23 protein-coding genes and 5 pseudogenes are annotated in these 18,863 nt (G+C 41.0%); 15 read left to right on the forward strand and 13 right to left on the reverse strand.

Going from position 1 to position 18,863, the window contains the following annotated elements; all coding sequences use genetic code 11:
- The first annotated feature begins 47 nt into the window (after positions 1-47).
- Both JEU79_RS16035 and tnpA (JEU79_RS28745) read left to right on the forward strand, forming a co-directional pair.
- Positions 48-299, forward strand: a complete 252-nt coding sequence (locus JEU79_RS16035) for a PD-(D/E)XK nuclease family transposase (RefSeq protein WP_198264911.1) — start codon at positions 48-50, stop codon at positions 297-299.
- A gap of 63 nt (positions 300-362) precedes the next feature.
- Positions 363-473 carry an IS66 family insertion sequence element accessory protein TnpA gene (tnpA, locus tag JEU79_RS28745; protein ID WP_425511150.1) on the forward strand — a complete coding sequence of 37 codons (111 nt, stop codon included), beginning with the start codon at positions 363-365 and terminating at the stop codon, positions 471-473.
- A 162-nt stretch (positions 474-635) separates the two neighbouring features.
- On the opposite strand, the gene JEU79_RS27555 is transcribed toward tnpA (JEU79_RS28745), so the two are convergent.
- Positions 636-764, reverse strand: coding sequence for a hypothetical protein (locus tag JEU79_RS27555; protein ID WP_281400858.1), 129 nt, complete (start codon positions 762-764; stop codon positions 636-638).
- On the opposite strand from JEU79_RS27555, the gene JEU79_RS16040 reads away from it, so the two are divergent.
- From JEU79_RS16040 to JEU79_RS27565, 3 genes and pseudogenes are all read left to right on the forward strand, one after another.
- Entirely contained in the window at positions 763-924 is a 162-nt protein-coding gene (locus JEU79_RS16040; RefSeq protein ID WP_214660601.1) for a transposase, read from the forward strand. The genes JEU79_RS27555 and JEU79_RS16040 overlap by 2 nt on opposite strands.
- 61 nt (positions 925-985) lie before the next feature.
- A pseudogene (locus JEU79_RS27560) lies at positions 986-1,219 on the forward strand (IS66 family transposase); the annotation flags it as partial.
- A 36-nt stretch (positions 1,220-1,255) separates the two neighbouring features.
- Entirely contained in the window at positions 1,256-1,396 is a 141-nt protein-coding gene (locus JEU79_RS27565) for a transposase domain-containing protein (RefSeq protein WP_281401073.1), read from the forward strand.
- Between the two features lie 21 nt (positions 1,397-1,417).
- Here JEU79_RS27565 and JEU79_RS16050 read toward each other — a convergent pair whose 3' ends face one another.
- The 3 genes and pseudogenes from JEU79_RS16050 to JEU79_RS16060 form a co-directional block, all read right to left on the reverse strand.
- Positions 1,418-1,759 (reverse strand): AAA family ATPase, encoded by a 342-nt coding sequence (locus JEU79_RS16050; protein WP_198264914.1) that lies wholly within the window; start codon positions 1,757-1,759, stop codon positions 1,418-1,420.
- Positions 1,760-2,078: 319 nt separating this feature from the next.
- A pseudogene (locus JEU79_RS16055) lies at positions 2,079-2,574 on the reverse strand (IS3 family transposase); the annotation flags it as partial.
- A gap of 268 nt (positions 2,575-2,842) precedes the next feature.
- Positions 2,843-3,100: pseudogene (locus tag JEU79_RS16060) on the reverse strand (helix-turn-helix domain-containing protein); the annotation flags it as partial.
- Between the two features lie 141 nt (positions 3,101-3,241).
- On the opposite strand from JEU79_RS16060, the gene JEU79_RS16065 reads away from it, so the two are divergent.
- From JEU79_RS16065 to JEU79_RS16090, 6 genes are all read left to right on the forward strand, one after another.
- Positions 3,242-3,502: a type II toxin-antitoxin system Phd/YefM family antitoxin gene (locus JEU79_RS16065; protein WP_198264915.1), complete on the forward strand. Its 261-nt coding sequence runs from the start codon at positions 3,242-3,244 to the stop codon at positions 3,500-3,502.
- Positions 3,502-3,810 carry a type II toxin-antitoxin system RelE/ParE family toxin gene (locus tag JEU79_RS16070; protein ID WP_198264916.1) on the forward strand — a complete coding sequence of 103 codons (309 nt, stop codon included), beginning with the start codon at positions 3,502-3,504 and terminating at the stop codon, positions 3,808-3,810. Before JEU79_RS16065 ends, JEU79_RS16070 begins: the two co-directional genes overlap by 1 nt.
- Before the next feature lie 137 nt (positions 3,811-3,947).
- Positions 3,948-4,226: a PAAR domain-containing protein gene (locus JEU79_RS16075; RefSeq protein ID WP_246540599.1), complete on the forward strand. Its 279-nt coding sequence runs from the start codon at positions 3,948-3,950 to the stop codon at positions 4,224-4,226.
- 251 nt (positions 4,227-4,477) lie between these two features.
- The gene (locus JEU79_RS16080; protein ID WP_214660602.1) at positions 4,478-4,822 is read left to right on the forward strand and encodes a transposase; all 345 of its coding nucleotides are present in this window, start codon (positions 4,478-4,480) and stop codon (positions 4,820-4,822) included.
- 157 nt (positions 4,823-4,979) lie between these two features.
- Positions 4,980-5,210, forward strand: a complete 231-nt coding sequence (locus JEU79_RS16085) for a type II toxin-antitoxin system Phd/YefM family antitoxin (protein ID WP_198264918.1) — start codon at positions 4,980-4,982, stop codon at positions 5,208-5,210.
- Between the two features lie 13 nt (positions 5,211-5,223).
- Complete coding sequence (locus JEU79_RS16090) at positions 5,224-5,616, forward strand: type II toxin-antitoxin system VapC family toxin (RefSeq protein ID WP_198264919.1); 393 nt, start codon at positions 5,224-5,226, stop codon at positions 5,614-5,616.
- A gap of 180 nt (positions 5,617-5,796) precedes the next feature.
- Here the strand turns inward: JEU79_RS16090 and tnpC are convergent.
- From tnpC to tnpA (JEU79_RS16105), 3 genes and pseudogenes are all read right to left on the reverse strand, one after another.
- Positions 5,797-7,273 (reverse strand): annotated as a pseudogene (tnpC, locus tag JEU79_RS16095) (IS66 family transposase).
- Between the two features lie 74 nt (positions 7,274-7,347).
- Positions 7,348-7,703: pseudogene (gene tnpB / locus JEU79_RS28750) on the reverse strand (IS66 family insertion sequence element accessory protein TnpB).
- The gene (gene tnpA, locus JEU79_RS16105; protein WP_198262602.1) at positions 7,700-8,023 is read right to left on the reverse strand and encodes an IS66 family insertion sequence element accessory protein TnpA; all 324 of its coding nucleotides are present in this window, start codon (positions 8,021-8,023) and stop codon (positions 7,700-7,702) included. The pseudogene tnpB and the gene tnpA (JEU79_RS16105) overlap by 4 nt, the downstream one beginning before the upstream one ends.
- 299 nt (positions 8,024-8,322) lie before the next feature.
- On the opposite strand from tnpA (JEU79_RS16105), the gene JEU79_RS16110 reads away from it, so the two are divergent.
- Positions 8,323-8,781, forward strand: coding sequence for a DUF302 domain-containing protein (locus tag JEU79_RS16110; RefSeq protein WP_198266043.1), 459 nt, complete (start codon positions 8,323-8,325; stop codon positions 8,779-8,781).
- A 118-nt stretch (positions 8,782-8,899) separates the two neighbouring features.
- Here JEU79_RS16110 and JEU79_RS16115 read toward each other — a convergent pair whose 3' ends face one another.
- Complete coding sequence (locus tag JEU79_RS16115) at positions 8,900-9,571, reverse strand: ferritin family protein (RefSeq protein ID WP_198264920.1); 672 nt, start codon at positions 9,569-9,571, stop codon at positions 8,900-8,902.
- Between the two features lie 53 nt (positions 9,572-9,624).
- On the reverse strand, positions 9,625-10,524 hold the full coding sequence (oxyR, locus tag JEU79_RS16120) for a DNA-binding transcriptional regulator OxyR (RefSeq protein ID WP_198264921.1): 900 nt from the start codon (positions 10,522-10,524) through the stop codon (positions 9,625-9,627).
- Positions 10,525-10,802: 278 nt separating this feature from the next.
- On the opposite strand from oxyR, the gene gorA reads away from it, so the two are divergent.
- Positions 10,803-12,221, forward strand: a complete 1,419-nt coding sequence (gene gorA / locus JEU79_RS16125; RefSeq protein ID WP_198264922.1) for a glutathione-disulfide reductase — start codon at positions 10,803-10,805, stop codon at positions 12,219-12,221.
- 110 nt (positions 12,222-12,331) lie between these two features.
- Here the strand turns inward: gorA and JEU79_RS16130 are convergent, their stop codons facing one another.
- From JEU79_RS16130 to JEU79_RS16140, 3 genes are all read right to left on the reverse strand, one after another.
- Positions 12,332-12,640, reverse strand: coding sequence for a hypothetical protein (locus JEU79_RS16130; protein WP_198264923.1), 309 nt, complete (start codon positions 12,638-12,640; stop codon positions 12,332-12,334).
- Positions 12,641-12,970: 330 nt separating this feature from the next.
- On the reverse strand, positions 12,971-15,493 hold the full coding sequence (locus JEU79_RS16135; protein WP_246540600.1) for an ABC transporter permease: 2,523 nt from the start codon (positions 15,491-15,493) through the stop codon (positions 12,971-12,973).
- Between the two features lie 15 nt (positions 15,494-15,508).
- Entirely contained in the window at positions 15,509-16,177 is a 669-nt protein-coding gene (locus tag JEU79_RS16140; RefSeq protein WP_425511151.1) for an ABC transporter ATP-binding protein, read from the reverse strand.
- 55 nt (positions 16,178-16,232) lie between these two features.
- Between JEU79_RS16140 and JEU79_RS16145 the strand changes: the two genes are divergently transcribed.
- Both JEU79_RS16145 and JEU79_RS16150 read left to right on the forward strand, forming a co-directional pair.
- Complete coding sequence (locus tag JEU79_RS16145; RefSeq protein WP_246540337.1) at positions 16,233-16,904, forward strand: arylesterase; 672 nt, start codon at positions 16,233-16,235, stop codon at positions 16,902-16,904.
- A gap of 363 nt (positions 16,905-17,267) precedes the next feature.
- On the forward strand, positions 17,268-17,846 hold the full coding sequence (locus JEU79_RS16150) for a sulfur globule family protein (RefSeq protein WP_198264925.1): 579 nt from the start codon (positions 17,268-17,270) through the stop codon (positions 17,844-17,846).
- A 112-nt stretch (positions 17,847-17,958) separates the two neighbouring features.
- On the opposite strand, the gene JEU79_RS16155 is transcribed toward JEU79_RS16150, so the two are convergent.
- On the reverse strand, positions 17,959-18,837 hold the full coding sequence (locus JEU79_RS16155; protein ID WP_198264926.1) for a GGDEF domain-containing response regulator: 879 nt from the start codon (positions 18,835-18,837) through the stop codon (positions 17,959-17,961).
- Between the last annotated feature and the right edge of the window lie 26 nt (positions 18,838-18,863).

Here is an 18,863-nt window from a genome sequence, read left to right on the forward strand (position 1 = left end):
TATAGTTTGTTTGCCGTACTTTTATCAAATAAGGATATTTATGAAACATGCTATTGACCCAACGATTGATTGTGTTTTTTAAGGCGATTCTCGGTTCTAATAAACATATTAATTTATTACTCAATTTTTTGAATGCCACCTGCAAAGATGATCTCGATGCCCCCATCATTGGTTTAACCATTCTCAACCCCTATAGTGAAAAAGAGTTTCTAAGCGATAAATTGAGTATCGTTGATATTAAGGCGAATGATAAGGCTGGGAATACTTTTCAGATCGAAAGTAAGCGCTTAACCATCTAGCGTTATTCAAAAATATCTCCCCTGCCTCATAATCAATCCATCGATTAATTATGAGGCACATCAATGAAACCAGAAACCCAAGCCAACTCAAAACAATTTTGGCAAGACCACGTTAATCAATGGAATGAAAACAGTATCAGCCAGGCATCCTATTGTCAGGAAACGCTTATTTGATGAAGCTGAGCAGGCGGCTGACGATGAGGGCTCCCTGAACCTAAAACCACTTCGCCTAAGAAGAAAGAAAAAACAGGCAGGAAGCCTTTCTCAAAGACTATTCAAGAGTCCCTGTCTTCATCGATCTGACAGATGAAGAAAAAGCCAGTGCCATTGAGGTTTTTACACTAAAGTCAGAGAAGAGCTGGATATCATTCCAGCTAAAGTCCAAATACTGGAATACTTCCAGGAAAAAGCCGTCTTTGCAGGCACCAATGACACAGACAGTCGTTCAATGAAAGCTGCGGTCATGCCAAAACATCCATTTGCCGTGTGTGCACAAAATAATGCCACATCGGTCGGCTGCTGGGATCACACTCGCCGTAAATTCAAAAGATTCTCAGACGGCACAACCAAAGAAAAAGAGCAAAAAGCCTACAAAAGCCGATGTGGCACTGGCCCATATCAATAAGCTGTATTTAATTGAGCGTGAGATAAAAAGAAGCCAGTGTTAATGAAAATTTAAGGTTCGTCAGAAACAGAGCCTGCCGCTTCTTGAGAAAATAAGAACATGGGTCGATAACACCCTGGGCAAAGTGCCGAACGACAGCTTGACAGGAAAAGCACTCACCTATATTGATAATCAATGGCCTAAGCTGACTGTTTATTGTGAAGATGGTCGGTTGAATATCAGTAATGTGCTGGCAGAAAATGCTATCCGTCCATTCTGCGTGGGTAGAAAGGCCTGGTTATTTTCAGATACGCCAAAGGGTGCACATGCCAGTGCAGTTCATTATAGTTTTATTGAAACCGCTAAGGCCAATGATATTGAGCCATATGCGTATATGGTCTATGTATTAACCCAATTACCTTATGCGGATACGGTTGAAAAGCTGGAAGCATTGCTTCCCTGGAATTTTTTAAATCAGAATTGGAAAAGGTAAAGAACGCTGTTCGTTAAGCGCTTACCCTTTAACAATTTCTGGTGAACTTGAACCGGTAATTATAAAGCGCCCTTTTCGCTTTCTATTGGAGTCTATAACCCCGCGTAATACTTTAAAAAGTTCAGGGTATTGCTGAGCTTCATCAATGATGATGTGTTCTTCATTCATAGAAAAAAAAGCAAGCGGATCACTGGTAATAAGTTGGTAATCATCAGGCTGTTCCAGATCATAGTATTTCCAATCCGGCCTCATTTTTTTTGCCAGGGTTGATTTACCACTTTGGCGCGCACCAATAATTGTGACAACGGGAAAGAATACCAGCAATTGGTTGATTTTATCTTCTAGAAACCTATTTTTATCCATGATTCTTTAACTATACTCATAAAATTCATGGCTAACAAGTTTTTTATGAAACATGTTATCGACAAAATAGCTTCTTTAATCGGGTAGCCCGTGGACATGTGGAATATGAGGATAAGACTCATAACAAATATCCCCATTAGGGGGCCAATGGAAGCCCCCCAAAAAAAAATGACAAGCTTAGAGTTCTCACCAAGAACGATCAGTTCCAACTTCTGAAAAACTGCATTGCTCACAACAGTTTTCTAAATTTTTTGGCTGTTTCAAGATCATTTTGTATTTCTATCATTTTAGTTTCTCATGTTAACTTTAAACAGATTACAGCATTGTCCCAGCAATTTCCTTTGCGGCTCATAGACTGAATTATGTTATGATCCGACAATATTTTTCTATGACTATCAGAGGCATATTGGCTACCTCGGTCAGTATGCCAAAGCAATCCATCCATTGGTTTACGCTTCCATATGGCCATCAGTAAAGCATCATTGACTAGCTTGGCTTTCATTCGCTCATCCATCGACCAGCCAACAATTTGCCTAGAGAATAAGTCAATGACAACCGCTAAATATAACCAGCCTTCCTTGGTGGCAATATAGGTAATATCACCCACATAGTAGCGATCAGGTTGAGAGACAGTAAACTCTCTTTCCAGTAAATTTGGAGATATACGCTTATTATGCTTGGAATTAGTCGTCGCTTTAAAGCGTCTCTTCGTTTACAAAACAAACCGGCTTTTTCATTAATCGACCAATTCTCCGGCGGCTTATATGAACGCCTTTTTCAGCCAGTTTTCTTTTAAGACGACGGGTTCCATAAGTCAATATTTACTGATCATTTCAGCTCCCTGGCAGTCTGAGAAAGCTCATAAATTTGATTATCTAAATCCTCATCATCCTCAAATTCAAACGTAAGCTCATACTCCCAACCCTTTTTATCTAATTTTTTTGCGTTATAGTTTGAGAGGCAGTAGTCTTCAATATGCCTTCGTGACTTACCTTTTTTCCCCCGAACAAACTTGCTGTTATTTTCAACGCATAACCAGAGTATTATTTTTGTGGTTTTTATTTGCGGTGGTGAACTGAACTGTTTAACTGCATTCAACGCTCGGTAGATTGTTGCTTCTCCTAAGCTAAATTCTTTTGCCAATTGACCAATAGTGGTTCCTGAGAGTCGCCTTGAGTAAATTTCGTGTTTTTTGGTTTCAGTTAATTTCACAGGCCTGCCAAACTTAACACCATTCTCATGAGCTTTAGCAATTCCTTCAGCCTGTCGTTCGGTGCGTAGATCATTTTCAAACTCAGCAATTGAGGCGAACATATTAAACATAAGTCGGCCCGTGGAACTGACTCGGGCGTACCCAATTCTTGGCATTTTCTATCATATCTCTTAAAAGGTTTTGATTGAGCACTTATGATAGTCGTTTTGACTTGATTGGCATGATTCGATTACAATGAGCGAATCGAACGATATGGTGAGGATACAAAAATGGATGCTCTTTCTGCCAATGAAGCCAAAACACAATTTGGCGATCTATTGTTAAAAGCACAGCGTGCACCGGTGCAGATCAACAAAAATGGAAAACCCGTTGTTGTTGTCATGTCGATGGATGAATACGAAAATATTGAAGCACTCAAACTTCGGTATTTACAATCAAGAGCAGCTCAGGCCAAAGTGGATATTGAAGCAGGCAACCTCACCAATGGAGATGTTTTTTTTGATGCTTTAGAAAAAGGTCAATTTGATTAGTGACTCACTTTCGTTTAATACCTGATGCCGAATCAGATCTCATAGAAATACGTCGTTTTACCATACAGCAATGGGACAATACACAATCAAACAAATACCTATCAGAACTTCGACAAATCTTATGTTTATTGGCCGAAACACCCTCTATGGGTAAGTCAAGGACAGATATTGGAGTGGGTGTACTGAGTTTTCCCTATGTGAGCCATGTTATTTATTATGTGCTGCATGAGCAAGAGCTGATTGTCTTTGGTGTATTGCATAAACGAATGGTTCCACTGAACCACCTGGAAGATCGAGATGTTTTTTAATTATGTTACGGTGTAACTTATTGTGCTTTGCATATTTTGGAACTAAGCAATAGAATAGAAGCATTCAGTCATATTGCATGGAGCAATAAAAACTGAGCTTTAAATGGAATTCAATACAAGACAAGACAGGAGTCAGTATACCTAAAGCCGCTCGTGTAGGTGATCCCCTTGCACCCCATGGATGCGGTAATTGTTCACCTCATGGCCGTACTATTGCATCAGGTTCCAGTACCGTTTTTATTAATGGTGTTCCTGCTACCAGACTGGGTGATGCTATCAGTTGCGGTGGTGTCATTATTGCGGGTTCAGGTGATGTCATCATTGGTGATGGTGGAGGTTCTGGTTCTTCAGGCGGTGCAAGTTTTTTTGATACCGCAGTTACGATGATGTCAGCAATGACATTCAGTTTATCATGAATGCCTATATCCTAAAATAATCAGTTGAATCGTAGCGAGAGCGACTTAGGTGCTGAAGATTAAGGGTTTTACAGGTTATTTTGGCTTTATTCGTAGTCACCCTACGGGTGAAGTCAAAATGTTCTGGAAAATCCTTAAGATTCAGTGCATAAGGCGGTCGCAGTAGGTTCAACTGATTTTTTTAGGATTATCCTGACTTAAAAATCTGCGATGATCTTGGGCTTACGATCCCCAAAAGCATGACTAAATACTTGAAGCGAAAGCCTACTGATATTCATATTGACCCGTATTTATTTGAGTTTTTTGTTTACCAAAAAATCCATCATGAAATAGACCGTAGCAGGTTATATTGTAATGACAGCGTGTCCTATTGCGATCAACATCTTGATGAAGCACTTCAAGAGCTTAGTGATACTTGGGCTAAAACGACTGGAAATATTATTGATGAGTTCACCCGGATATCACCCATTGTCTGGACACACACTTTGTTTACAGGGCGTTACAGCTTCAAAACAAGCAAGGGTAATATTGATGTTGAGGAGATGGCCAAGATACTTGAGACTCATGTGAAACAGCATTTCTGGAGTGAGGAATAAACAGTTTTAAGGCTAACTTGTCATTTTTTTTTTGGGGGGGGGGCTGCCATTGAACCCCCATTAATGAATTGCTTTATAAATAGTGTGATTAGCATTTATTTTAACTTTTCACAATGCTATACTTTTTGCTTAATAATTAAACAAGGATGGTTAAATTATGATCATAGTCAATTCTCATGAAGCTAAAATCAATTTTTCCCGACTAATGACCCAAATTGCCAATGGTCAAGAAATCATTATCACCCGTTCCGGCCAAGATTTTGCTAAAGTCGTACCGATTAAAAAAATCAATCATAAGCGAACCCCTGGTCAGGATAAAGATTCTGCTTGGGTAGCCGATGATTTTGATGCAGCATTGCCCGATGAACTGCAGAAATATTTTGTCTAAGAAGGAAGATCACATGGATAAACAATACCTTTTAGACACGCAATGCTGGCTTTATTGGAATATTAGTCCAGACAAACTCAGTGATGAGCAATATAGCATTATTGAAGATGGCGAGAATGACATTTATTTTTCGACTGTGAGTGCATGGGAAATCATGATCAAACACAAACTAAAAAAAATTAAGTTACCCGCCTTACCTTTTCGCTATATTCCTGATCGCATCAATAAAGATAAGCTGAAAGTACTCCCTTTTTCCTTGGAAAACTCGCTACGCATCGAGAACTTACCCGACCATCATGCCGATCCCTTCGATCGCTTTCTAATCACTCAGGCGCAAACCAGTGACATGATTATTATCACTACCGATCCTATTTTTGAGCTTTATGATGTCAAAATAATACGTTAATGTTGTCAATTAATAGCAAGTCATATTTATTGATATTTGTACGGTTATGACCTATAGTTTATTTACTGTACTTTTATCGAATAAGGCACAGATCAAACCTTGTTTACACTTCAGGTGTAGGATGTGGTGAGTGCAACGAACCGCATCAATGTATACGTCAAAACTTCCCACGTTGACGTATCATTCCACTTTATTTAAAGGCTGAATTTTTTCAGTCAAATTCCATGGCAACAATTGCTCTAAAGCCTCATCATCATAATGCCTGCCCAGCTTAGGTAACTCAGTCAGAATGTGTGTTAAAAAGGCAAAGGGCTCTAGGTTGTTTGCTTTCGCTGTTTGCACGATTGAATATAAAATAGCACTGGCCTCAGCACCACGAGGATTTTGGTTCATGACCCAGTTTTTGCGCCCAATCACAAAGGGTTTGATCCGCCGCTCTGCCATATTATTATCAATCTGGAGGTTGCCCTCTTCAAGATAGACAGTCAGATACTTCCATTGATTGATCACATAACGAATAGCGACACCCAACTTACTGTCTTTTGTTGTTTTAGTCACTTTATCATCACACCACTTTTTAAAGTCATCCAGTAGTGGTTTGCTTTTTTCCTGACGGATCAGGTAACGTTGTTCAGCATTGAGCGGTTTGATTTGTTTTCAATCGCATACAATTTAGCAATTTTACTGATCGCCATTTGTACCATGCCAGGCTTTTCTGACTGTTCTTGGGTAATGCTTTTAAGGCATCATGGAACTTGCGACGAGCATGTATATGATAACCGGGAAAGCCATCCGTTTGCAGGTAACCTGAAAACCCCGTTAAAAAGGTTTTGGCATGTTGGCCTGCACGAGTAGGCTGATACTCATACAAAACAATGGGACACTTGGAATGATAGCCGCCACTTTGATAGAGCCACATATAAGATTTAGGGCAATTCTCACGTCCATCATGGATCACTCGCATCGTTGTTTCATCGGCCTGGATGATTTTCTGCCTAATGAGATAATACAACAACCGATTATAAAAGGGTTTGAGTAATTCAGCTGATTTAAGCACCCAGTTGGACATACTGGCTCTGGAAAGTGTTATCTTATAGCGTTTAAATATCGCTTCCTGTCGATAGAGAGGCAAGCTGTCTAGGAATTTAGAAACAATATAGGCCAGCAGGCTGGGTGATGCAAAACTTCTAGGAATGGGCTGTGCAGGCTTAGGAGCAGTTTTAACGCCTTCCTCACAAGCACGACAGGCATATTTAACCTGAACATGTTCTACAACATATACCTGAGCAGGAACAATTTCCAGTTGCTCTGAGGTCTCTTCACCAATTTCATGCAAGTGATGACCGCAGTCACAGACTTGTTCTGCTTCAGATAACTCATGACGAACAACTTTACGAGGTAGGTCTTTAGGTAAAGGCTTACCGGGCTTTTTACGCTCATAAGTAATGGTTTCACGGACTTCCGGTGCTTCTTCGGCGAACGTTTCTGCCTCATTAAAGAAGTCGGGGTGGGCTTCTTTTTCACTGGAAGTACCAAACCGTTTGTGTTGCAATAGACGAAATTGTTCCTCATACCAGTCCACTTTTGACTGGAGTTCAAGCACCCTGTTTTTGAGCGTTGGTATCTCTTCTGGTAGTATTTTGTCTGTTGAACTCATGCGTTATATTATACTAAAAATGAGCGTTAAATGCTTGTATTTATTCTGTTTAATGCGCATCTAAAGGGACTTTTTTAGTTGTTTTCCAGACCATGAATTTCAGGGTGAGCATGGTGTTGTGTGCAAGATAAACCATCCAGTAACCACTGTAATTCTCTCAGTGTTAACGAAAGAGTGGGTTGTTCTTTTTCCATCGGCCACTGGAATTTCCCTTTTTCAAGTGTACGATAGTAAAGCCAGAAACCATTACGCTCCCAGTACAGTATTTTAAGTTTATCTCGCTGACGATTACAAAAACAAAGACACTGCCATCAAAGGGATTGTGTTCCAATTGCTCTGAGACAATCAGTGATAGCCCATTGGTTGCTTTTCTCATATCGGTAACACCAGAAACCAGATAAACCTGATTGACTGTGATGCCCGTTATCATGAAACAGTCCTGAGCAAATCCAGAATGGACTTGAGCTGATTCAGGTTCGTATCAGAATTGATTTCCAAACTGAAACCATTGGTATGGCTTACTTTAATTGCATTGCTTGTGGGGGAATTGGCCAGTAAATTAATGGGAATGAGTTGATTGTTGGTGTTGACCTGTTTTGATGAGCTAACATAACCCAACTTCTTTCGATAATAGCTAAAAATATGAGAGGGTATCTTATGTTGTTGACAATAAACTGCCTGGCTTAAGTTACTGGCTTGGCAGGCCTCTATGTGTTGCTTCATCGAAGCATCTTTTGAATGGTTGCTCATTTGTATCTCCAAATTACGAATTGAAGATCATAGTTTGAGCTAACTGAAGCTTATTGTGAACGTGGGTTTTAATTGACGTTTACGCATCAATGGTTTAAATGTACGTCCTTGATGCGGTTCGTTCCTCACCACATCCTACCAATGTAGGATAAATTGGCTTGTTTGATCTGTCCCCAAATAAACACACAATCCCTTACTTGTTTTGTAACTAATGTCACTTTTAAAGCTCCCGAATATATGACATGATGGCTACTCGTTGATGGATTTAAAAAATTTAATAAGGATCACTAATGAAAATAATAAAAAAACTGCTTATACTGCTTGCTCTAATACTGGCATTAACACCCATTGCACAGGCTGATGATAAAGGGATGATCAGCAAGAAAAGTCAATATTCGGTCAAGGTGACACTTGATCGTCTTGAAGAAGTACTAACAAAGAAAGGAATTACGATTGTCACTCGTTGGAGTCATTCTGATGGTGCAAAGAAAGTGGGAATTCCTCTGCGTGACACAGAATTATTGATTTTTGGCAATCCTAAATTAGGCAGTCACTTTTTTACCAGTAGTCAAACTGCCGGTATTGATTTGCCGATGAAAGCACTGGCTTGGAAGGATGCGAAAGGCCAGGTTTGGCTAACGTATAACGATCCTCAATACATGGCTGATCGCCATGGTATCAATGATCGTCCAGAGATTGTGAAGAAAATGACCGGTGCTTTAAATAAATTATCGAATGTTGCCACCGGTAACAAATAAGCACATTTAATTATAAACCGCTATTAACGCCTACCCTGTCCCAGAATTTTATATTCATACTTTCAGCGTGGGCAGATAAAGCCATGCCCACACTAGGTTTTAACTGTTTTGGCTTGCACTATTTTTGTGCATTAAAGCGTGATTGATATTCTTGAGGGTGGTAACACACTGGACACACTTTCAGGGCTTTTTTACCATAATGAATATGCCCGCAGACTTCACAAATCCAAGCTTCATTCTCATCATCACTGACAAATTCAGCACCCGCTTCAAGGCGTTCAAGGAGCATTTTATACATATTCTCATGCTCTACTTCAATTTTCCCAATGCCGGTAAATAGGCGTTCTGCTTCAGCATGTCCTTCAGCCTTGGCCACGGCGGCAAAATCCGGATACATGGTCAGGTTTTCATAGCTTTCACCGGCAATCGCCATTTGTAAGTTTTCATTGGTCTTAGCAAAGCTATTATCAAAATTATTCGCATCACCACTGCTCATACGATTATGCAAAGCCAATTCTAGCTTAGCATGTGTTTTCTCATTATTGGCAGCACGCTGAAAATGCTCGGCAATGTCCCGGAAGCCTTCTTTTTGTGCCACTTTAGCGAAGTACTCATACTTATTTCTGGCCATGGATTCACCGGCAAAGGCTTTCATCAAGTTGACTAGGGTCAAGTCCTCTGTTGACATTGCCATCGCTTCGCCACAGCAGGTCAATGTGCCACCGCCCACCGTTTGTACTTCAACAACATTGCCACAATGTTTACAGGTATAAGTTTCGTATTGTCTCATCATTCACTCCGCGCAAATCTTTCTTAATAAGTTTAACTTTATCACAGTATAGATTATTTTCGTTGTGATAGGTCAAGATTTTTAATCACCTGAGCTATCTGTTGATAGCTGGCTTCTCGATAGCTTCCTTTGCGATGTAACATGCCAATACGACGACTGGGCTTAGGCTCACTAAAAGGAATATACTGAATCGAATCATCGGCACTACGTTTTTTTGGCACGGCTAACGCTGGCAACAAGGTCATACCGATACCTTCACTCACCATGTGGCGTAAAGTTTCTAAGCTAGTGGCTCGAAAAGCATTATTTTCCCTAGCTCCGGCACTAAAACAAACATCCAGCGCCTGCCCGCGCAGACAATGCCCTTCTTCGAGCAAAAACATTTCCTGTTGATTCAAATCCATGAGTTGGATGTCTTTCTTTTTACTGAGGTGTTCATTATTGGGTGCCGCCAACCAAAAAGCCTCCGAAAACAGGTCGATTTCAGCAAATTCATCGGTATTAACTGGCAAGGCAAGTATTAATAAATCCAGCTCAGCATTTTTGAGTTTTTCCAACAAAATAGATGTCTGATATTCATGCAGCCATAGGGTCAAATGAGGGAAGTTGGTTTTTAACGGGCTTATAATTTCCGGCAATAAATAAGGCGCCAAGGTTGGGATTAGCCCTAGGTTCAGTTCACCTGCCATGGGATCGGAAAAACTTTGAGTAATTTCCTTTATCGCTTTGACCTCTTTTAAGATATGCCGTGCCTGTTGCGCCACGGCAGTCCCCACATCAGTCATAGCAACATGACGGGTGCTACGTTCAATCAATAACACGCCCAGTTCTTCTTCGAGTTTTTTCAACTGCCCGCTCAGGGTTGGCTGGCTGACAAAGCAACGCTCTGCAGCACGATTGAAGTGCTGCTCTTCATCGACAGCCACTAAATATTCTAATTCCCGTAAATTCATCGTGTATTACCTCCTCTAAACAGAGCAAATAAGCCCATTTATTCTTCATTGGTAGGATGTGGTGAGGAACGAACCGCATCAAATAGGCATCTTTGATGCGGTTCGTTCCTCACCACATCCTACGGTGCGAAGCGTATTTATAATAAAAATCAAAAATAAATAGATAATAGCTATTAGTATAGTAGAAATAAACGATTTCAACAATTAGTTCAATTCATAGATACTAGCTTCATCTTAAAAACAAGCAAACATTTTTATACCAACGAGTGGAGACAGCCATGATAAAGCAGATAAACGTAAAACAATTTGATTTAATTACTATTGGTGGTGGGAGTGGCGGTTTAGCCGTCGCAGAAACAGCGGCACAACTTGGCAAGCGTGTCGCCATTGTTGAAGCCTCTTTTATGGGTGGTACTTGTGTCAATCAAGGCTGTGTGCCGAAAAAAGTCATGTGGTATGCGGCCCATCTTAGCCATGCTAATCACGATGCTCAGGGCTTTGGTATTCAGGTCAAGCATGAGGGTGTGGACTGGTCAAAATTAGTTCAGGGACGGAACCAATATGTGAACGATATCGTCAGCTATTGGGATAATTATGTTGATGAAAGTGGCATAGAGCATATCAATGGCTATGGCCACATGCTGGAGTCCATAGAAGGTCAACATCGAGTTGAGGTTAATGGTGAAATTTATAGTGCTGAACACGTTGTCATTGCCACGGGAGGTCAGCCTATGGTGCCACCGATTCCCGGTGTAGAATTAGGCATGACATCCGATGACTTCTTTAAACTTGAGCAGCACCCCAAGCGTATTGCCTTAATTGGCGGCGGCTTTATCGGCGTAGAGTTGAGTGGTGTGATGAATACTCTAGAGTCTGATGTCAGCCTTTACGCCCGTGAAGCGCGTTTATTGGAACATTTTGATCCCATGATAGGTAAAGTTTTGATGCAAGAAATGACTCGTCAGGGCGTTGATTTGAATATGCAGGCCAATATTTCTGCCTTGCGGAAAACCGATCAGGGCATTGAAATCATCAATGGCGATGAGAGCAAAACCTTTGATGTGGTCATTTGGGCAATTGGTCGTGCGCCGAATACCCGCACCTTGAATCTGTCAGTGGCAGACGTTGAAGTACAAGCCAATGGAATGATTCCCGTTGATGCCTATGAAAACACCAATATTAACGGTATTTATGCCATCGGTGATATTACTGGTCGTCCGGCACTGACACCTGTGGCAGTGGATGCGGGTCGTAAATTAGCAGCTCGCTTATTCAATGAGCAACATGATGCCAAAGTGGATTATGATAAAATTCCCAGTGTGGTTTTCAGTCATCCACCGATTGCCACCATGGGTATGACTGAGTGCAAAGCACGACAGGCATTTGCTGATGATGTGAGCATTTATCAGTCCAGTTTTACGCCAATGCGCTATGCCTTGTCAGACAACAAGAGCACCACTGCAATGAAACTTGTCTGCGTTGGCAGTGATGAAAAAGTCGTGGGTATTCACCTGATTGGTGATGGTGTGGATGAAATGTTACAGGGCTTTGCGGTAGCAATCACCATGGGTGCAACCAAGGCCGATTTTGATGCTACGATGGCCATTCACCCGACCAGTAGTGAGGAATTGGTTACGATGAAGCATCCTGTGGCTGACATTGAGGCTGAATGTATGCCGGTACAGGTGGCCTGTTAGGGTTCATCGTGAATAGGGTTCTTCGCGCTTTCAGCGTGGGCACAAAAAACGTGCCCACCCTACTCCTGCATTTTTTATGAGAAGGGGGTAGAGAAAGAGGAAAGCTAAATTTAGTCAGAGTTATCAACAAAAAGTTGATCAAAAAATAAACGTTCTTCTTTGGTCAGTAACTCACTGCTATAATCATCTTTGCTGTTTTTGCTCTGGTTAAGGCTTTTGGCGTTTTGAAAGACTTGTCGCCTTTCACCAGTACGCCGCAGTGATTCACGGCGATCATTTTTTGGCCATGCCACATAGTTTTCTTTGACATAGGCTATCCATTCGGAGCTGCCGAAGTCTAAACCAGCCTGACGTCTGTCTTCAAGACGACGTTCCGGTTTTTTACGATCATTTTTTCTATTTTGTGTCTGCATATTCATATTATATTCTTATTATTAAATATGAGTTGATTAATGTCCTTTGCGATTAAAAATCCTTGCACTTCCAAGAGTCACGGGTATACCTTTTCACTTTAAAAATAATGACGAAATAGCGTCATAAAAAGAATAAGGTGAAGCTATTATAACCAATTTTGACCACTATCACAAAAAAACCCATTGACGACATATTATCCTAAAATAATCAGTTGAATCAACATGAAAAATTTACAACAAATACAAGCCTTACAGCAAAAACTGGAACAATGTACTCTTTGCCCAAAGATGTTTGGCCCGGCAGCGCATGGTTTAGCCGTTGATTCCAAGGTCATGTTAATCACTAAACTGCTTAAGCAGAGCATCGGCAGGCTGGGTAAAGAGTTTATTGACGACGAACATTCCCAAGCCGCACACCAGTAGTAATGAAATCAAACTGATACCAAGCCATATTTCAGGATGCAATGAAAAGGCAATATCAAAGATACGTTGATACAAAACATAAGCCGCCACTTCGGAGAGTAAAATAGCAATAAAAGCACTGAGCAAGGCAACAACAATAAACTCCACCAACAAGTAACGTCTAAGTTGTTTGGCACTGGCACCCAGGGTGCGAATCACAGCATTTTCATACATCCTTGTTGCTAAAGTTGATGTGAGTGATGAGCTCAGGATCAACGCACCCGCAATGATAATGAAGATAAAAATAAGTTCAATCGCATCGGACACGCGTTCAATAATGAGCTGTATTTCTTTGAGCAATTCATCTACTTCAATAATCGTAATGCCGGGAAATGCTTGCATTAGTTGGTTTAACTTAATTTTATCCTCGGTGGATAAATAAAAACTAGAGATCCAGGTCATGGGATATTGCTCAATCAAACCCGGTGAAAAAATCACATAAAAATTAGGCTGAAATGAATCCCAATTCACTGTGCGAAGTTCTGTGACTTGTCCGGCAATCTGTCTTGAACCGACGTTAAACCCCAGCCTATCGCCTATTTGTATATTCAGTGCTTTGGCCAGACCTTTTTCGATTGAAATCTCAGCTTTATCCTTGAACGATTTGCTTGTCAAGTCAGGCATAAAACTTAAATTAAGCTCTCGATGCAAGGCATTATGCTCACGTGATTTTTCCGACACTGCATCATTGATTGGGATGTCATTCAAACGACTTAAACGCCCTCTCACCATAGGATAAATCCCCTGAGTGATAATGTCATGTTGTTGTAGATAAGCTTCAAATTCTGGTCTTTCATTCGTTTGTAAATTGATCACAAAATGATTAGGCGTTTGTTCTGGAAATTGCTGTTGCCAATTTTGTAACAATTCTGTACGTACTAAAAAAATAACGATAAGCAATGAAAATATCAGGCTAAAAGTCGTGATCTGTAATAATACACCCTGCTTATGACGCTGTAAATTAAGCAGTGTCAGACGATTGATTAATTGTAAGTGACGGCCAAAATATAAAATGCCTGACAGGATTAATTGGGCTATAAAATATAAAATGATGCTACTGAGCATAAAAGCCAGATAAAAATTCAGCGTAATTTTTACATTGCCGGTATACCAAATTGAGAGCAGAATTAAGCCCACAAGACTGAGTAAATAAAAGAATTTATTTTGCTGTTTATCCACCAGAAAATCTTTTCTCAATAGTCCCATAGGTGAAATGCTACGTAAGCGGGAAAGATTGGCCATTGAAAGTGTCAAGAGTAAAAACAGACCACAGCAGAGTCCCACCCAGGCCGGTAGCAGATAAAATGCAAGCGCCTGACTGGACTCAGTGACCGAGTCAATCTGTAAAAAATCATCGATAACGGACAGCATGCCAAGGTAAGCAACATAACCCAGAACAATGCCAATGAGACTGCCTATCAGCCCTAAAATAAATAACTTGGCCAGCTCTATGCAGATAATACGTTTTTCACTGCAACCTAAGCAAAGCATAATCGCACTGCTTTTATATTGCTGCTGACCATAGCGATGACTATTGATAGCAATTGCTATGGCAGATAATAATACCGTTAAAATTGCCGCCAGCGATAAAAAGTCACCCGCTTTGTTCAAGCTCGCATTGACTGACTTCAGATCTTCTACACCCGTTTTCAGGGTCTGTCCTGTTTGTAGCTTGCTTTGCAGCCATTGTTGATACTGATCTAAAGCTTCACTGCTACCATCGAGCGTAGAGAAAAAATACAGATAATCGACGCGACTGCCTGCCTGAACAGTGCCTGTTTCGGCGAGATCGGAGAGGTTAATCATCGCCGTCGGGGCAATACTGATAAATGATTTTGACTGGCCTGGCACACGCTCTAAAATAGCCGTCGAGTGAAATTCAGACTCACCCAGTTCAAGTTTTTGTGCTGCTTTTTGTTGTAAAGATGAGGATAAATTAAATTGCACTGCCAGACGTTTATCTAGCCAAATTTCACCCGGCGGTGGCGCTTTGCTCACCACGGAACGAATTTTATGATTAGCCTCATCCAGTAACTGAACTTTCAGTTCCCCTTGCAAGGGAAAATTAGCGGATACGGCTTTGATCTGTGCCAGTTTAAACTCATCATTTACCACCAGCATACTGGGAAAAACCTGCATTTGTGCCTGTGCTATTTTTAGGCTTGCAGCTTTTTCCAGCCATTGGGGCGGGACAGCGCGTGATGATTTCAAGATCAATTGCGCCCCATTTAATTGGTTCGCATGACTGCTCATCGATACATCGACCCGCTTAATCAAGAAGCCGACACTGGTCAAACTACCTGTAGCGATAATTAAAGCCAATAATAGCAAGGTCAATTCACCGTGTCGAAATTCACGCAGGAAAAACTTCCAGGATAATTGTAAGGTTTGTGTCATCAATTTAAGTCGTATCTACTGGTTGATTTCTAATAGCTGACCATGATCCAATTGAAAATGGCGTTGGCAGGCTTTAGCCAATGATTGATCGTGGGTAACTAAAACCAGTGTTGTGCCTTGTTCCTGATTGAGTTGAAAGAGTAATTCAATGATTTTTTCACCACTGTCCTGATCTAAATTACCCGTTGGTTCATCAGCAAAAAGAATTTCTGGTTGTCCCGCAAAGGCTCTGGCGATAGCAACCCGTTGTTGTTCACCACCGGATAATTGCAACGGTTTATGTTCACAGCGCTCAGACAAACCCACTCGTTGTAGTAATTGTAAGGCTTGCTCTTGAGGATTTTTTACACCTTTTAGTTCTAGGGGCAACATCACATTGTCCAGTGCGTTTAAGGCTGAAATCAAATGAAAAGACTGAAATACGAAACCGATTTTATTTTGTCTCAATAATGCACGGCCTTCTTCATCCAGTGTATTCAAGGCTTGTCCAGCAATTGATACCTGGCCTGAACTGGGAGTATCCAACCCCGCAAGCAAGGATAATAAGGTTGACTTCCCTGAACCCGAAGCGCCGGTAATGGCCATGGATTCACCGGCTTGAATATGAAAATTTATATTACTTAATATATCGAGTCGGGCATTGGGTGTTATGATATGCTTTGCTAAACTGTTCACTACTAACAAAATACAACCTCTTGGAGGATAGCAGCAATACAATAGTTCTATAACTGCTGTTATTATGGATGTTGAAAAACTTAAAATGAAACAATTACATTTATCAGCCTTATTTCAGACCACTTTTTTTCTGATTGGTTGCATCATAACGCTTACTTACAGCAATGTCAGCGCAGCCGAAACGGCTCCGCAAAAAACATTATTAATTTTGGGTGATAGTTTAAGCGCTGGCTATGGTATTACACAAGGAAAAAACTGGACTGATTTATTACAAACCACGCTGCAACAAAAGGGCAAAAAAATTCATTTGGTCAATGCCAGCATCAGTGGTGACACCACCGCCAATGGTTTAAACCGTCTGCCTCGGGCGTTGAAAACTTATAATCCCAACATGGTTTTAATTGAGTTGGGCGCCAATGATGGCCTACGCGGTTTACCTCCTAAACTGATCCGAAAAAATCTGCAAGCACTGATCGAAAGTAGCTTGCAAGCCAAGGTAAAAGTCTATCTCATGGAGATTATCATTCCCCCCAATTATGGCAAACGCTATACGGATACTTTTCGCCAGATTTATCATGATCTAGCTGAGCAATATGATTTGCCCTTACTGCCCTTCTTGCTGGAAAACATTGCCCTGAAGCCAGAGCTGATGCAAGCCGATGGCCTACATCCTAATGAACGAGCGCAGGAAAAAATCAGCGCACAGATGTGGCAGACTTTAGAGCCTTTGCTTTAACTAGTGCCCATCCGTCAATAGGGTTCTTTATGTACAAAATCGTAGGGTGGGCATGGCTTTATCTGCCCACGCTGACTCAAGCGCTTATTATGCACACTTTCAGCGTGGGCACAAAAAAAAGCGTGCCCACCCTACGGTCACTTTGCTTTAGCCAGAACAAATAAGCCCCGAGAATAACCTGGGGGTAACCCTGAGGCTACACATGCTATTACTTACATTGAAGTAATTGGGCAAAAAAAACGCCTCTTTTTTTAATATTAACACTTGCTAATATTACAATTCAAATATATACTTGATTCATAAATTTGAGAGACAAAAAATTTAACACACATTAAAAATTTCAATATTACTGGAGAGTATATTATGAACAAATTACTTATCGCTGTAGCAATTGCTGCAACTACTGCTTCAATGTCAGTTTCTGCTTCTTCTTGGAGCCCTATGGGTGACGGAAACAGCAACTCTAACTTCAATGGCAATGGCTATAACAACATGAACAACAATGCTTATGGCAATGGCTATGGTAATGGTTGGGGCGACGGCAGCATGGACAGCGACATGGACGGTGATGTTGAAATCACTATTAAAGCGCGTGGCCGTGGCCGTGGTAAAGGCAACACTCGTGGTTCAGCTTATGGAAATGGTAACAGCAACTATGCTGGTAACAACAACATGAACAGCCGTTTCAATGGTTATAACAACTATGCAAACACACCTTATGGCTACCCACAGCAAGCACCTATGATGCAAGCGCCTCAGATGCAAGCGCCTGTTGCTAACCCAGCAGCTAAGGCTCAGTTTGAAGCACAACAGAAGCGTATGCAAGCAATGCAAAAGCAACAGCAAGCCCAAATGGAAGCTGCTCGTAAAGCTTATGAAGAAAGAATGAAGCAATGGTCAGCTCAAGCGCCAGTTGCTCCAGCAGCACCTGCTGCTAAGTAATTAAAAAACTTAGCACTAGAAGTTAGTACCAAAAGGCCGTCACAGGAAACTGTGACGGCCTTTTTATTTAAACGTCTTTTATTTAAATGCCTTTGATTTAAACCGCTAGGCACTAAACACCAATCACCTGATTTCGTCCAGTTTCTTTAGCACAATAAAGCGCTGAGTCTGCACGGGCAATCATATCATCTAAATTTGAGTCTTTTTGTTCCAATTGCACCACCCCGAAACTCATGGTCACAATTAAACCTTCCGGTTCCAATTGTTCAATCATATTACGTAATTTTTCTGCTTTTTTATTTGCATGAGTCAAATCTGAGTGCTCAAACAGAATGATAAACTCTTCACCACCAAAACGAGCCACAATGTCTTCTTCTCGGCACTGGCTACCCAGCAATTGTGCAATGGCCTGTAATACAGCATCACCGGTAGGATGACCATGTTGATCGTTAATGACTTTAAAATAATCAACATCCATCATGGCCAGACTCAAAGGTAATTGATGACGAACCGCATAGGCAATTTTCTTGCCACCACCATGAAATAAATAATGGCGATTATACAAGCCTGTTAGTTGATCATGGGTAGCCAAAGCGAGTAGTTGGTCATGCTGTTGTTTCAGAGTAATATGCGTGTTTACTCTGGCGGCAACGATTAAGGGGCGTAAGGGTTTGGTGATATAATCAACAGCGCCTAGTAGTAAACCTTTTTCTTCATCAGCCTCACGATCGTTTGCGGTCACAAAAATCACTGGAATATTCATTGTTAATGAATTGTTTTTTAATTGTTTACACACTTCATAACCATTCATGCCCGGCATTTCTATATCAAGCAAGATAAGATCCGGTTGGGGGCTAGTAATGGCAATATCCAGACAAGCTTGTCCATCTCTGGCAATTGTCATCTCATACTTGCCTTTTAAGCAAGCAGCTAAGATCTTACTATTCACTTCCACATCATCAACAATCAAAACCCGAGGTTTATCACTCATTCCGTTTCCTTATTTCTATCCTTTAT

It is taken from the genome of sulfur-oxidizing endosymbiont of Gigantopelta aegis (assembly GCF_016097415.1).
In the GTDB taxonomy this organism is placed as follows: Bacteria; Pseudomonadota; Gammaproteobacteria; order GRL18; family GRL18; genus GRL18.